Below are 13,160 nucleotides of genomic sequence, written 5' to 3' on the forward strand. Positions count from 1 at the left end.
CGGTCCGTCCGGCTTCGCCCCGCCGTTCGGCGAGGCTCCGCGCCCGGCCCGGCCACTTTCCCACCCCCCGGCCCCTCGTCCGGCACCGGGGCCGCTCTCAGTACCTGCTCCGCCCCGGGCCGCGCCTGACCCGGTTGCGCCAGCACGCGGTGTGCCAGTGCCTGCGTTCGTTCTCGCCCCCCGACCAGGCGGGCCAGCTCACCAGGTGCGGCAGGCCCGGTCTGATCTCCTGGTCGCAGCCCGGGCACCGGTAGACCTTGTCGGCCGTGGCCCCGGTGACCCGGCGCACCTGCCAGTCGCCGTCCGGCCACTCCTCCACCTGGTCGACCCCGGGCACGGAGCCGCCGACGGGACGCGCGGGAGACCCCTTGCCGTCACCCCGGTCGAAGGGGTCCATACGGCGAGCCCTGCGGGGGCTCATGGAAGGTCGCGGATGCTGCGCACCCCGGCCGTGACGAGCTGGTCGAGCAGCGGCGCCGGGGCGAAGGCCGGGTCGCGATACTCGGCGTAGAGGGCGCGCAGGCCGTCGCGGACGGTCTCGAGGCCGAGCGCGTCGAGCATCTCGAACGGGCCCGCCGGATAGCCGCAGCCGAGTCTCATGGCCGCGTCGATGTCCTCGATTCCCGCGTAGCCCGAGTCGTACATCCGCACGGCGTCGTTCAGGTAGGGGTAGAGGAGCGCGTCGACCACGAACTCGGCCCGGTCCTTGCAGAGCACGGGGGTGCGGCCGACGATCCGGACCAGCCCCTCGACGGCGCGCGTGGCGTCGGGCGAGGTGAGCACGGTCGAGGCGACCTCTGCGACCTTGTCTCCGACCAGGTGCAGGCCGACGAGGCGCGAGGGGTGCGGCAGCTGCGCGGCCAGCTCGATCACCGGGGTGTGCGACAGCGCGACGACCACGTCGGCGTCGTCGGCGTACCCCGGCTTGAAACCGGCGTCGGCGAGCCTGGCCGCGAACTCGTCCGCGCCCTCGCCGAGCACCGCGACGGAGCTGACCGAGGGCTTGCCGTCCGCGCGCGAGGACGCGGGCTCGTCCCCGTCGTAGAAGCCGCCGCCCGACTTGCGGCCGAGCAGCCCCGCGGTGACCAGTTCCCGCAGGATCGGCGCGGGGGCGTGACGGCGGTCGCGGCTCTCCTGGAACAGCACGCACATCACCTCGTAGGAGGTGTCCAGGCCGATCAGGTCCAGCAGCGCGAAGGGGCCCATCGGCAGCCCGACGCCGAGCCTCATCGCGGCGTCGATGCCGTCGCGGGTGGCCAGGCCGTTCTCCAGCAGGACGGCGGCGTGGTTGAGGTAGGTCAGCAGCAGCCGGTTGACCACGAAGCCGGCGCGGTCGCCGACGCTCACCGGCGTCTTGCCGAGCCGTCGCGCGAGGGCGGCGATCTCGTCGGCCAGGCCGTCCTCCGTGACCACCGTGTGGATCACCTCGACCAGCTTCATGATCGGCGCGGGGTTGAAGAAGTGCATGCCGACGACCTGGCCCGGCCTGGTGGTCGTGGCCGCGATCCCGGTGACCGAGAGCGAGGAGGTGTTGGTCGCGAGCACCGCGGACGGCTTGCAGATCCGGTCCAGGTCCGTGAAGAGGGACCGCTTGAAGTCCATGACCTCGGGGATGGCCTCGACGACCAGGTCGGCGTCGGCCAGGTCCTCCAGCGAGGTGGTCAGAGTCACCCTGCCGAGGATCTCCGCCTGTTCGGCCTCGCTCAGCCTGCCCTTCGCCACGGCCCTGCCGGTGGACGCCTCCAGATGGCCCCGGCCGCGCTCCAGGGCGTCGGGGTCGGCCTCCACGCCGACCACGGCGAGGCCCGCGCGGGCGAACACCTCGGCGATCCCCGCGCCCATCGTGCCGAGCCCGACAACTCCGACCTTCTCAAAGCTCCGCGTCATGCCGCCCAGTCTCCCAGAGGTGTCCATCCCATCCCAAAACCAACCTGGATAATCGGCAGCCGCGGGTCAAGACGCCCCCGCCTCCGAACAACCACCGTCCCGCCGCTCTCATGCTTCCGCCGTCCTCACAGCCCACGCCCTCGGCGGACGATTCGGGACCGGGGGCGGGGAAGCTGGGACTAGTCTTGTGTCCCATGCGGCTGGTCATCGCGCGATGCAGCGTGGATTACGTGGGAAAGCTCACCGCTCATCTTCCGATGGCGCCCAGACTTATCCTAATAAAAGCGGATAGTTCGGTGTCCATTCACGCGGACGACCGGGCCTTCAAGCCGCTCAACTGGATGAACCCGCCCTGCAAGCTCCGCGAGGAGGAGGGCACCTGGACGGTCACCCACGGCAAGACGGGTGAGAAGCTCGTCCTCACGATGGAGGAGATCCTCCACGACTCCAGCCACGAGCTGGGGGTGGACCCCGGGTTGATCAAGGACGGCGTCGAGGCTCACCTGCAGGAGCTGCTGGCCGAGCACATCACCACGCTGGGCACGGGCTGGACGCTGGTCCGTCGCGAGTACATGACCGCGATCGGCCCCGTGGACATCCTCTGCCGCGACCACACGGGCGCGACCGTGGCCGTCGAGCTCAAGCGCCGCGCGGGCATCGACGCGGTCGAGCAGCTGACCCGCTATCTGGAGCTGATGAACCGCGATCCCCTGCTCGCCCCGGTCAGCGGCATCCTCGCCGCCCAGGCCATCGTGCCGCAGGCCAGGACGCTGGCCGAGGACCGCGGCATCCGCTGCGTGACGCTCGACTACGACGAGCTGCGGGGCATCGAGCGCAACGACACCCTGTTCTGACCCGGCCTTCCGGCACAGCCCCCCCCGAACGCGGAGTCCCCGGCACGGCGTTCCCGGCACGGGCGGTCCGCCGTCTCCGTCTCGAGGCGCCGATCGGAACGCCGCCGTCTCCTCGCCGTGTCCTGCGAACGGTTCGACCGTGTCCTGCGAACGGAGGACATCCCGGTCCACCGGTCGCAGGTGCCGTGGAAGCCTGGCGGAGACGACGCTTGAGGCATGAAGACAGCGGTGAGGGTGCGTGGCCTGACCAAGAGAACTGTTCAGCCGGCTCCGCTGCGGCGGAAAGTTGATCTCGGTCGGGTGCGGGGCACGGGTGACGGCATGTGCTTTGGTGTGGCGGGTGTGTGTGACGGTCCGGGTGTGATTTCAGCCCGGACCGCCACACTGGTGTCACCTAAAGGAGCAGTCACTATCTGTAACTTCAATATTACACAGAGTCATGTGACGATGAGGTGTCGGCAACTCCTACGTAAAGGAGAATCATGAACACCACGAGCACCATGCCGCACCAGTCCACCCCGGTCGAGCGCGCCATCACCGGAACCGGCGCGATCGACAGCACAGGCGTCACCCCGTCGCTCAGTGGCATCCCTGAGCTGATTCAATTGCTCCCCTTCGCCGGTGACGACGACGACTAGTCACACACCGCGAACCGGCCCCGTCGCTTTGCGGAGCGGCGGAGCCGTCGCATGCGTGAGGGCGGCGGCGCGTAACCCGGTGCGGCGGGCGGCTGGTGCGACAGGCGGCGTGGTCTGCCCGTCCATGCCGGACGCCGGTGGCCGAGTCGCTCTCGCCGCGTGAGGCCGAGGCGCTCTCCCTTGTGGCCAGGGGGCTGACCAACGCCGAGATCGGCCGATCCCTGTTCATCGGCGAGACCACGGTCAAGACACATCTGCTGCGCGTTTTCGGCAAGCTCGGCGTCTCCGACCGCACCGCCGCCGTCACCACGGCCATGGACCGAGGACTTCTCAACCGGTAGGAACGGTTTCGCTTCTCCGGCGTATTCGGTGAGGAATGCCCTCCTTCTAGGAGCGACGATCCGGCGTGAGCGGATCGTCCTTCTCCCCGCGTGTCGCGCCCGTCACGGCAGCGTGTAACTTGACTGGCCAGTCAGGCTTTTGACCTTCTTGCATGGGCGACGCAAGCGATTGCACACTTACTCTTCCACAAAAAGGATCTTGCACCCATAATGGTGGATTCTGGGGGCCAGGACCATGAGGTGGAAGTGATAAAACAAGCGTTTGTCAACCCCGTCCAGAAGCGGGGTGCTTGACATGAATGGCCGGTCATACCGGGGAATGTCAGCGGAAGAGCGACTGGCGGAACGTCGGGAGCGTCTTATATCCGCGGCGTACACGCTCTACTCCGACCCCGGTTTCCCAGAAACCACGATCGAGAAGCTGTGCGCCGCGGCGCGCATCTCCAACCGCGCGTTCTACGAGTGCTTCTCCGGGCGCAGCGAGCTCATGCAGGCCCTGCACGACAGGTGCGTGCAGGAGACGCTGACCTCGGTGGCGAAGGCCGTCGAACAGGCCCCCGACACGCTGCCCAGCCGGGTCGAGGCAGGTATAGCGGGATATATCAACTTTGTCACCGAGGACAGAAGACGCGCCCGCATCATGCACCTGGAGGTGCGCAGGGCGGGTGACTGCCTCACCGCGTCACGACAGCAGGCGGTGAAGGCCTTTACCAAGATCATAGAAGCCAACGTCATCGACCTGCCGGACACGGTCGAGGCCAGTCGGCACCTGCTCGCACTGGGCGTGATCGGCGCCATCCAGGAGCTTCTCATCGAGTGGGTGCTGACCGAGGAGCCGCCTCCGGTCGAAAGCCTGATCAGCACGGCCGTGCACATCTTCTATCGGTCGTTCGTGATGTGAGCCCCGTGTGAGCCTCGCCCGGCCGCCCCGGGGGCACGTCATGAGCACCGCGCCCCCGGGGCCCGGCGGCGAGCGAGAACCGGACCGTGCGGAGCGAGGCGCAGGCGGTGGCCGGGGGTCAGGCCACCGCGGCCATCGACACCTCGACGGCGAGCACCCGGTTGAGCCGGGTCACCGCCAGCACCCGCATGACCCGGGGAGGCACCCCTCTCAGGATGAGACGGCGCTCGGCCGCCAGCGCCCGGCGGTGCGTGCCCACCAGCACGCCGAGGCCGGTGGCGTCGATCATCTCGAGCCGGGACAGGTCGACGATCAGATCACCGTCACCGGAGTCGACGGCGTCGTGCAGCCGCGGGCGCACTCCGGCGACGGTGCCGACATCGAGGCGGTTGCCCACATCGACCACCTGCGCTTCGAGGTTCTCCGTGGCGCGCATGCCTCCTCCTCAGGTCGGACCGCGACATGGTCGCGGGCGGACGCGGCCGTGATGCGCCACCAGGGCCGCCGACCACGAAATGCGGTCGTATGACGTCAAAGTGTTACGAAAACCGCCGACTCGCAATCGCGCGGCGTCGGGCTTTCCGCCACCATGAGGTCCCCTTGCCCCCTCCCAAGGAAAAGATGCTGTTCACAACCAACCTTTTTCCTGCGCGACACGAATCGCGGTGATCCGGTTGGTCGCGCCGAGCTTGGTGATGGCGCTGGACAGGTAGTTGCGCACCGTTCCCTCGGTGAGGTGCAGCGACGCCGCGATCTCGCCGACGGTCGCCCCCCGGGAGGCCAGCGACAGGGCGCCGCGCTCCCGCTCGGTGAGCGGGCTCTCCCCCGCCATCATCGCCGAGGCCGCCATCTCCGCGTCGAGGTAACGCCCGCCCGAGTGCACCTTGCGGATCGCCGCCGCCAGTTCGTCGGCCGAGGCGTCCTTGGGGATGAAACCGCGCACCCCCGCCGCGAGGGCCCGCCTCAGGTGGCCGGGCCGCCCGAAGCTGGTCAGCATCAGGACCGCGTGACCGGGCAGCGTCTCGGCCACGCTCAGCCCGTCCATGCCCGGCATCTCGATGTCCAGCACGACCACGTCGGGGCGGTGCTCCGCCACGGCGGCCGCGACCAGATCCCCCCTCGCCACCTCGGCCACCACCTCGATGTCCCGCTCCAGGCCCAGCAGTGTGGCGATCGCCCTGCGGATCAGATGCTCGTCGTCGGCCAGCAGCACCCGGATCATCGCTCTCCCTCCAGCGGGACCGTGGCCCGCAACCTGAACTCGCCCGCGCCTGCCCGGCCCGCCCCCGCGGTGAGGACGCCTCCGGCCGCCGCCACCCGTTCGGAAAGCCCGGCCAGCCCGGTGCCGCCGCGCCCGTCGGCCGCCGAGACCCCGTCGTTGGTCATCTCCAGCACGGCCGCGCCGTCGCGCAGGACGATCGTGATTCGGCAGCGGGTCGCCGAACTGTGCCTGAGCACGTTGGTCGTGCCCTCGCGGACCACCCAGGCCAGCAGCGTGGCCAGCTCCTCGGGGATCCGCTCCCCCGGGGTCTCCAGCGTGCAGCGGACGCCGTCCGCCTCCAGCACCGCCGTCATGCTGCGCAGCTCGGCGTCGAGGTCGACCGTGCGGTAGCCGCGCACCGCCGTACGGATCTCCTTGAGCGCCTCGCGCGCCAGCCCGCGCACCTCTTCCATCTCGGTGGTGGCCCGCTCCGCGTCGATGCCCGACAGCTTGACCGCCACCTCGCTCTTGATCGCGATCGCGGAGAGGCTGTGCCCGACCAGATCATGCAGGTCGCGGGAGAAGCGGAGCCGCTCCTCGGTGACGGCCAGCCTCGTCATGGCCTCCTTGCCCGCCTCGGCCGACCTGACCACCTTCCAGAACCAGAGCTGGAAACGGTTCGCCCACGGGAGGAAGGCCGCCATCACGAGGTAGGCGACGATCGGCGGCCCCGGCTCGGGGATCGGCCCGAAGCTGCCGGGTGGGACGAGCAGCAGGCCGACGGCGGCGGCGCCCACGGAGGCGGCGACCGTGCCCGCCCTGTTCAGCAGCAGGGCGGCGCCGGAGGACCAGGCGGCGGTCAGCAGCCCCAGGGACCACAGCTCACCGTCCAGGACCAGCAACATGACCAGCACGAGCAGGCCGGACACGACGATCTCACGCATCGCCTCGGTCCCGGCCACGGCGGCCCTGATCATTCGCATGTACAGGACGCTGAAGGCCGCCATGCCCGACAGGTCGACGATCACCAGGAAGACAGGGGTCATCCCCGGGGTCGCACCGAACCTCAGGGTGAAACCGGCCCAGGCGACGAACAGGCCGACGAGCAGGCTGAAGACGGTCGACCTGCGGAGCCGGTCGACCGTCGACCGCTTCCTCCGCCGTTTCAGGAGGCCCCTTCGCGCCCCGGAGCCCGCCACAGTGCCCGCCACAGTGCCCGCCGCAGTGCCCGCCGCAGTGCGCGTCACGGGGCTCACGGACTCGGAGAGGTCCGGGCGCGGTGGCCGGAGACCTGAGCGGGCCGGACGGCGGAACGTCCCGGAAAGCACCCGGGAGACGTGGGAGAGCGCGGAGGGAACCAGGCGCGCCAGGCGCCTGGTTCCCTCCGCGTCGCTGTTCGTCTGCATATCGCGGTAGACGTTATCCGCGCCGGGGTTCCCAGCGGAACAGCCATCTGGCCAGCAGGGCCCCGGCCACGATCCAGGCCAGCAGGAGCCCGAGTGAGGGCAGCGCCCCCGTCCACTGCTCCAGCGTGCTCAGCGCCCCGCCTCCGCTGGAGAAGTGGTCGGCGCCCAGGTAGGCGCTGCGCATGATCTTCACGATCGGCGTCACAGGGAGCAGGTTGGAGATCGTGCCCAGCGGGCCGGGCATCTCACCCGCGGGGAAGGCGATCGGCGAGCCGACCATCATGATCAGGATCACCGGGAGCACGGTGATCTGGGCCATCTCCGCGTTGGGTGTGATCGCGGAGAAGGCCGCGGCGAACAGGGCGAACAGCACGACCCCCAGGAAGGCCGCGAGCACCAGCAGCGGAACGTTCGAGGGAAGCACCCCCTCGGAGCGCCGGATCCACACTCCCAGCAGCGCCACCTGGCCGAGGAAGAGCGCGAGCGCGCCGAGGGCGCTGCCGCCGAGAACCGCCGCGGCCGACGGCTGGCCCCCGCGCAGCCGCTTGAGCACCAGTTCCTCGCGTCGGGACGTGTAGGAGTTGACCAGGTTGATGAAGACCGCGAACCCGAGCATCAGGCCGGGCACCCCGGTCAGCACGTAGACCGGACCCGGCACGCCCGCGACGCTCACGCCCCCCTGGGCCTGTGTGAACAGCCAGGCCATCAGCAGGGGCATCAGCAGCACGTTGAACAGCACCGTGGTGTTCCTGGCCACCAGGGTCAGATCGAGCCTCGCCAGCCGTACGGCGTGCAGGACGTCGGTTCTCATGATCTTCCATCGCTTTCCGGCCGCCACGCGACCGCTCGTTCCCCGTGGACCCCCCTGCGGGCCGCCCCGCCGCCCGTCCCCGGCCGGTCCGGTCTCCGCACGCCCGCCTGACCCGCTCCCGGCCGGAGCCGGTCCCCTCTCACGGCGTCTCCCCGAGAACCCGCATGAAGGCGTCCTCCAGGGTCCCCCTGCGGACGGTCAGCTGCCCGAGGGTCTCGCCGTTGCCGTCCGCCCAGGCCAGCAGCGGGCTGAGCGCCGCGTGCGCGCGGGTATCCGCCCCCTCGCCGGTCAGGGTGTAGGAGACCTCGGTGCCGCCGCCCGCGTAGGTGAGCGCCGGGGCGGCGCCGTTCAGGATCGGGAGCTCGTCGTAGGAGCGGGTCGTCCCGGACAGCCGGAAGGAGACGAGGTCACCCGAGCCCGCCACGACCTCCCCGACCGTGCCGTAGGTGTGGATGCGTCCCTCGTGCATGATGGCGAGGCGGTCGGCGAGGCGCTCGGCCTCCTCCAGGTAGTGCGTGGTGAGCAGCACGGTGGTGCCACGGGCCCGCAGGTCCTCGATCACCTTCCAGGTGGCACGACGGGCCTCGGGGTCCATGCCGGTGGTCGGCTCGTCCAGGAAGAGCACCTCGGGCGCGGACAGCACGGCGAGGGCGAGGTCGAGCCTGCGCTTCTGGCCGCCGGACAGCTGCTTGACCCTGGTCCTCGCCTTGCTCTCGAGACCGACCAGCTCGAGCACGCCCATGGTCCGCCGGTCCGCCCCCTTCGTCCAGCCCATGAGGGTGAGACGCCCGGGAAGCTCGGCGCCGGACAGGGTGACGGGACGCCCCGCGTCCTCGCTCAGCCCCTTCCACAGGTCCACGGTCTCGGCCACGGTGAGGTCCCCGAGGAAGCCGCCCTCCTGGAGCATGATCCCGACGCGGGGCCGCAGCGCGCGGCGCTGCCCGACCGGGTCGAGGCCCAGCACCCTGACGGTTCCGTCGGTGGCGGGCGCGAAGCCCTCCAGCACCTCCATGGTGGTCGTCTTGCCCGCGCCGTTCGTGCCGAGCAGGGCGAAGATCTCCCCCCTCGCGACGGTGAAGGAGACGCCGCGCACGGCCTCGAAGTCGCCGTACCTCTGCCGGAGCCCGCCGACCTCGATGACGTGCTCGAGGTCGGCGGCTCCGGTGTCCGCCGTGTCCGCAGGCTGTGGTGTTCTCATGAGGCAATCGTGGTCTTCACGACTTTTGCCAAGTAGTCGCTGATATCACCAGACGGACACGGATATGTCAGCGGGTGGGGATGACAAAAGTCATCAGGGACGGGGCGGCAGCGCCGGACGTCGGCGGGAGGGACGGTCCGCGGGATCGGGCGGGCTCGCGGCGGGCCGCTCGTCCAGGGCGGCGAGCGCGAGCCGTACCGCCTCCTCGAGCTGCGGATCCCGCCCCGCGGCCCAGTCCTCGGGGGTGATGTCCACCTCGATGTCGGGCTCGACGCCTCGGTTCTCCACCTCCCACCCGAGCCCCTCGAACCAGAAGGAGTATCTCGGCACGGTGATGTGCGTCCCGTCGACCAGGCGGTGGTCGCCCTCGGTGCCGATGACACCGCCCCACGTCCTGGTGCCGACCACGGGACCGAGTTTGTGGATCTTGAAGGCGCCGGTGACGATGTCGCCGTCCGACCCGGCGTTGTGGTCGGTGACCGCGACCAGCGGGCCGCGCGGGGCGTCCTCCGGATAGGTGATCGGCTTCAGCCCCCTGGGCAGGTCCCAGGCGATGACCTTGCGGATCAGCTTCTCGATGACGAGCTCGGAGGTGTGGCCGCCCCGGTTGCCCCTGACGTCCACGACGAGGGCCTCCATGGTCATCTCCCTGCGCAGGTCGCGGTGGAACTGCGCCCAGCCCTCGGCGACCATGTCCGGGATGTGCAGGTAGCCGACCCTGCCGCCGCCCAGGTCGCGGACGTGCGCCCTGCGCCCGGTCACCCAGTCCTGGTAGCGCAGACGCCGGTCGTCGCGCAGCGGCGTGACCACCACCCGCCGTCCGCCGCCCAGGGTCAGCTCGACCGGCTTGTCCGCCGCGCCGACCAGCAGCGGGGCGGGGCCCCGCGGCGGCACGGGACGGCCGTCGACGGCGAGCAGCACCTCGCCCTCGGCGACCCCGCCTCCCGGCGCGGCCAGCGGCGAGCGGGCGTGCACGTCGGAGGACTCGCCGGGCAGCACCCGGTCGATCCGCCAGCGGCCCTCGCCGTCGCGGGACAGGTCCGCGCCGAGCAGGCCGACCGGATCGGAGGCCCGGTGCCCCCAGGGGGCGGGGAAGACGTAGGCGTGCGAGCTGCCGAGCTCTCCCATGACCTCCCAGAGCAGGTCGGCGAAGTCGTCGGAGGTGGCCAGGCGCTCGACCAGCGGCCGGTACTCCTCCAGCACGGCCTCCCACTCGACGTCCGCCATGTCCTCGATCCAGAAGTCGGCCCGCATCCTGCGCCCCATCTCGGTGTAGGCGTGCCGCCACAGGTCGCGGGGGTCGGCGGTGATCCTGATCCGCGACAGGTCGACGGTCGTGTCGTCGCCGTTCTTGCCGGTGACGGGCCTGACCGTGAGCGTGCCCTTGTCCGAGACGACGAGGTGGGCGCCGTCGCCGCTGACGGCGTACCAGTCGAGCTTGTCGACCACCTCCTCGCACTTGCGCTTGGCCAGGTCGTAGCGGTCGAGCGCGGGCCGGGGGGCCTCGCCTCCCACCTGGTCCTGGTCCTCGCCCAGTTCCCCCGCGAGCGGCTCGCGCAGCCAGACGATCCCGCCCTTGACCGCGCTGAGCGCCGAGTAACGCCCCTCGGGCACCGGCACCTGCACGACCCTGCCGGCGATCCCGTCCAGCTCGACGACGACCGCCTCGTCCTTCTTCTCGTCGTCGGGGTCGGCGAAGGAGCGCCCCTCCGAGCTGGGCGCGAACGGCGACGGCGTCGACGCGGCCAGCGGCACCAGGTACGGGCGGTAGCCGAAGGGGAAGGACAGGTCGAAGGAGTGGGCGTCGTAGACCGGGTCGAAGCCCCTGCGCGACAGGAACGCCAGATACTCCCCGGCGAAGGCGGGCGAGACGTCGACGAACCGCCCGTCCGTGACGTCGGTGACGACCCGGTCGGCCAGCCTGGCCAGCCGGATCCGGCGCAGCGGCGTGGCGTCCGGGTGCGACCAGGCCAGCCAGGCCGAGTCGGGCGACCAGGCCAGCCCGTCGATCTCGCCGTTCGCCGTGGTCAGCTCGACGACCTCTCCCGAGGCCACGTCCACCAGGAGCAGCCTGCCGTCCCTGGCGGCCACCGCGATCGTGCTCTCGTCGGGGGCGACGGCGAGGTCGCCGACCTCGCCCAGCTTGCCCGCGGCGATCCTGCGGCTCTCCCCGCCGCCGGCGGGGCAGATCTCCAGTCCCTGCCTCTCCCCGTCGTCGAAGACCCACACCACCCGGTCGGCGCCGAGAAGGCGCGGCCTGCCCGCCGCCAGGCCCGTGCTGAGCTGCCGCGCCGGGCCGTCCCGATGGGTGATCCAGTGCACCGTCCCCTGGACCTCGACCGCGCTGGCCCGCCCGGTCTCGTCCACCGCCAGGTCGTGCAGCCGCCACGACGGATTGACCTGGTACGGCTGCCGCCCCCTCGGCGGCGAGCCGAGGCGGACGTCGAGCCTGCGCGCCTCCGTCTCGAGGTCCTCCAGCAGGTAGAGGTCACCGGCGCTGTGGTAGACGATCCTGGTCCCGTCGGTGGTGGCGTGCCGGGCGTAGAAGACGTCGTGGTCGGTGTGGCGACGCAGACCGGTGCCGTCGAGCGCGCACGAGTAGAGGTTGCCGACGCCCTCGTGGTCGGAGAGGAAGGCCAGGCGTCCGCCGACGAGCATCGGGCTGCCGAAGTGGCCGTCCACCTCCGCCAGGAGCCGGGCGAAGTCGCCCGAGGCCTCGCGCCGCACCCACAGACGCCCCGCCGTACCGCCCCGGTAGCGTTTCCAGGTCGCGGGGTCGCGGGAGAGCGCGGCGGTGAGCAGCGCGACCGTCTCCCCCGCGTCGCCGTCGGCCTCGGCGACCGACAGGTCGCTGACGGGACCGTACGGCAGCCGCTCCACCTGGCCGTCGCCGAGCGCGTAGGCCCAGCTCCGCCAGGTGAACGGCTGACCGGTCGCGCTGATCGCGAGGATCCTGCCGTCCGGCGTCCAGCCGCGTGTGCGGGTCCTGGGATCGCCCCAGTAGGTCACTCTCTCGGCCGAGCCGGATTCCAGGTCGGCGAGATACACCTCGGGATGACCGTCGCGAACGCTCGTCCACGCGACCCTGGTGGCGTCGGGAGAGAGCCGGGGATGCGCGGCGGGCGCCCGGTCGGAGGACAGGCGCCAAGCCCTGCCTCCGTCCACGGGGACCGCCCAGACGTCGTCGTCGGCGACGAAGGTCAATGTCTCCTGGGCGATGTGAGGGAATCGCAGGTAAAAACCAGAAACCATCGGTAAATCATATTGTCAGCTATCTGGCTAATCAGGAGTAATTCCTTGCCGGATACGCTGAGCTTCATGACACAAGCTGACAAAGACAACCCGGTGGTGCTCTCCAAGATCTACACGCGCACCGGGGACGACGGGACGACCGCGCTCGGTGACATGAGCCGCACCCGCAAGACCGACCCCCGTCTGGCGGCGTACGCCGACGTCGAGGAGGCGAACGCCGCGATCGGCGTGGCCCTGGCCGCCGGAACCCTCGACGAGGACGTCGTCGCGGTCCTCGTCAGGATCCAGAACGAGCTGTTCGACCTCGGCGCCGACCTGTCCACGCCGGTCACGGAGAACCCCGAGTTCCCCCCGTTGCGTGTCGAGCCCTCCTACGTCGAGTGGCTCGAGGCCCGGTGCGACGAGTTCAACGCGCGGCTCAAGCCGCTGCGCAGTTTCATCCTGCCCGGCGGCTCCCCCGCCGTCGCCCAGCTCCACGTGGCGCGGACCGTGACCCGGCGGGCGGAGCGGACCGTCTGGTCGGCGCTTGAGGCGCACGAGGACGTCAACCCGCTGACCGCGAAGTACCTCAACCGCCTGAGCGACCTGATGTTCATCCTGTGCCGGATCGCCGCGCACGGCGACGAGATCCTCTGGAAGCCCGGCGGCACCCGCTAGCGGCGGCGCCCCCG

General features: G+C 70.7%; 13 protein-coding genes. 5 read left to right on the forward strand and 8 right to left on the reverse strand.

All coding sequences use genetic code 11. From position 1 onward, the window contains the following. Positions 1–97: 97 nt before the first annotated feature. Together PKF00_RS07215 and PKF00_RS07220 are read right to left on the reverse strand one after the other, a co-directional pair. Complete coding sequence (locus PKF00_RS07215) at positions 98–421, reverse strand: Rv1322 family protein (protein ID WP_498073060.1); 324 nt, start codon at positions 419–421, stop codon at positions 98–100. After that, positions 418–1,887: a 3-hydroxyacyl-CoA dehydrogenase family protein gene (locus tag PKF00_RS07220; protein WP_271216585.1), complete on the reverse strand. Its 1,470-nt coding sequence runs from the start codon at positions 1,885–1,887 to the stop codon at positions 418–420. The genes PKF00_RS07215 and PKF00_RS07220 overlap by 4 nt, the downstream gene beginning before the upstream one ends. A gap of 194 nt (positions 1,888–2,081) precedes the next feature. On the opposite strand from PKF00_RS07220, the gene nucS reads away from it, so the two are divergent. The 4 genes from nucS to PKF00_RS07240 all read left to right on the forward strand — a co-directional run bounded on the left by nucS (position 2,082) and on the right by PKF00_RS07240 (position 4,621). Beyond that, positions 2,082–2,741, forward strand: coding sequence for an endonuclease NucS (gene nucS / locus PKF00_RS07225; RefSeq protein ID WP_271216586.1), 660 nt, complete (start codon positions 2,082–2,084; stop codon positions 2,739–2,741). Between the two features lie 482 nt (positions 2,742–3,223). Beyond that, positions 3,224–3,379, forward strand: a complete 156-nt coding sequence (locus PKF00_RS07230; protein WP_271216587.1) for an anacyclamide/piricyclamide family prenylated cyclic peptide — start codon at positions 3,224–3,226, stop codon at positions 3,377–3,379. A gap of 137 nt (positions 3,380–3,516) precedes the next feature. Continuing rightward, entirely contained in the window at positions 3,517–3,720 is a 204-nt protein-coding gene (locus PKF00_RS07235) for a response regulator transcription factor (RefSeq protein WP_425582243.1), read from the forward strand. Between the two features lie 319 nt (positions 3,721–4,039). Further along, a complete protein-coding gene (locus PKF00_RS07240) occupies positions 4,040–4,621 on the forward strand; it encodes a TetR/AcrR family transcriptional regulator (protein ID WP_271216588.1) in 582 nt (193 codons plus the stop codon). Between the two features lie 118 nt (positions 4,622–4,739). Here PKF00_RS07240 and PKF00_RS07245 read toward each other — a convergent pair whose 3' ends face one another. The 6 genes from PKF00_RS07245 to PKF00_RS07270 all read right to left on the reverse strand — a co-directional run bounded on the left by PKF00_RS07245 (position 4,740) and on the right by PKF00_RS07270 (position 12,489). Beyond that, a complete protein-coding gene (locus tag PKF00_RS07245) occupies positions 4,740–5,057 on the reverse strand; it encodes an STAS domain-containing protein (protein WP_271216589.1) in 318 nt (105 codons plus the stop codon). Between the two features lie 192 nt (positions 5,058–5,249). Then, positions 5,250–5,843 carry a response regulator transcription factor gene (locus tag PKF00_RS07250; protein ID WP_271216590.1) on the reverse strand — a complete coding sequence of 198 codons (594 nt, stop codon included), beginning with the start codon at positions 5,841–5,843 and terminating at the stop codon, positions 5,250–5,252. Then, positions 5,840–7,069, reverse strand: a complete 1,230-nt coding sequence (locus PKF00_RS07255) for a sensor histidine kinase (protein WP_271216591.1) — start codon at positions 7,067–7,069, stop codon at positions 5,840–5,842. The genes PKF00_RS07250 and PKF00_RS07255 overlap by 4 nt, the downstream gene beginning before the upstream one ends. A 172-nt stretch (positions 7,070–7,241) precedes the next feature. Then, on the reverse strand, positions 7,242–8,039 hold the full coding sequence (locus PKF00_RS07260) for an ABC transporter permease (protein ID WP_271216592.1): 798 nt from the start codon (positions 8,037–8,039) through the stop codon (positions 7,242–7,244). 139 nt (positions 8,040–8,178) lie between these two features. Beyond that, positions 8,179–9,237, reverse strand: coding sequence for an ABC transporter ATP-binding protein (locus PKF00_RS07265; protein WP_271216593.1), 1,059 nt, complete (start codon positions 9,235–9,237; stop codon positions 8,179–8,181). Positions 9,238–9,330: 93 nt separating this feature from the next. After that, positions 9,331–12,489 (reverse strand): S41 family peptidase, encoded by a 3,159-nt coding sequence (locus PKF00_RS07270; protein WP_271216594.1) that lies wholly within the window; start codon positions 12,487–12,489, stop codon positions 9,331–9,333. Positions 12,490–12,555: 66 nt separating this feature from the next. Between PKF00_RS07270 and PKF00_RS07275 the strand changes: the two genes are divergently transcribed. After that, positions 12,556–13,146, forward strand: coding sequence for a cob(I)yrinic acid a,c-diamide adenosyltransferase (locus tag PKF00_RS07275; RefSeq protein ID WP_271216595.1), 591 nt, complete (start codon positions 12,556–12,558; stop codon positions 13,144–13,146). Positions 13,147–13,160: the final 14 nt, after the last annotated feature.

It is taken from the genome of Streptosporangium carneum, assembly GCF_027922005.1.
Classification (GTDB): Bacteria; Actinomycetota; Actinomycetes; order Streptosporangiales; family Streptosporangiaceae; genus Streptosporangium; species Streptosporangium carneum.

Excerpts from the sequence above, each read along its gene's own strand:
- PKF00_RS07215 (WP_498073060.1), bottom strand. The coding sequence starts at position 421 with ATGAGCCCCCGCAGGGCTCGCCGTATGGACCCCTTCGACCGGGGTGAC.
- PKF00_RS07220 (WP_271216585.1), bottom strand. The coding sequence starts at position 1,887 with ATGACGCGGAGCTTTGAGAAGGTCGGAGTTGTCGGGCTCGGCACGATG.
- nucS (WP_271216586.1), top strand. The coding sequence starts at position 2,082 with ATGCGGCTGGTCATCGCGCGATGCAGCGTGGATTACGTGGGAAAGCTC.
- PKF00_RS07230 (WP_271216587.1), top strand. The coding sequence starts at position 3,224 with ATGAACACCACGAGCACCATGCCGCACCAGTCCACCCCGGTCGAGCGC.
- PKF00_RS07240 (WP_271216588.1), top strand. The coding sequence starts at position 4,040 with ATGTCAGCGGAAGAGCGACTGGCGGAACGTCGGGAGCGTCTTATATCC.
- PKF00_RS07245 (WP_271216589.1), bottom strand. The coding sequence starts at position 5,057 with ATGCGCGCCACGGAGAACCTCGAAGCGCAGGTGGTCGATGTGGGCAAC.
- PKF00_RS07250 (WP_271216590.1), bottom strand. The coding sequence starts at position 5,843 with ATGATCCGGGTGCTGCTGGCCGACGACGAGCATCTGATCCGCAGGGCG.
- PKF00_RS07260 (WP_271216592.1), bottom strand. The coding sequence starts at position 8,039 with ATGAGAACCGACGTCCTGCACGCCGTACGGCTGGCGAGGCTCGATCTG.
- PKF00_RS07265 (WP_271216593.1), bottom strand. The coding sequence starts at position 9,237 with ATGAGAACACCACAGCCTGCGGACACGGCGGACACCGGAGCCGCCGAC.
- PKF00_RS07270 (WP_271216594.1), bottom strand. The coding sequence starts at position 12,489 with ATGGTTTCTGGTTTTTACCTGCGATTCCCTCACATCGCCCAGGAGACA.
- PKF00_RS07275 (WP_271216595.1), top strand. The coding sequence starts at position 12,556 with ATGACACAAGCTGACAAAGACAACCCGGTGGTGCTCTCCAAGATCTAC.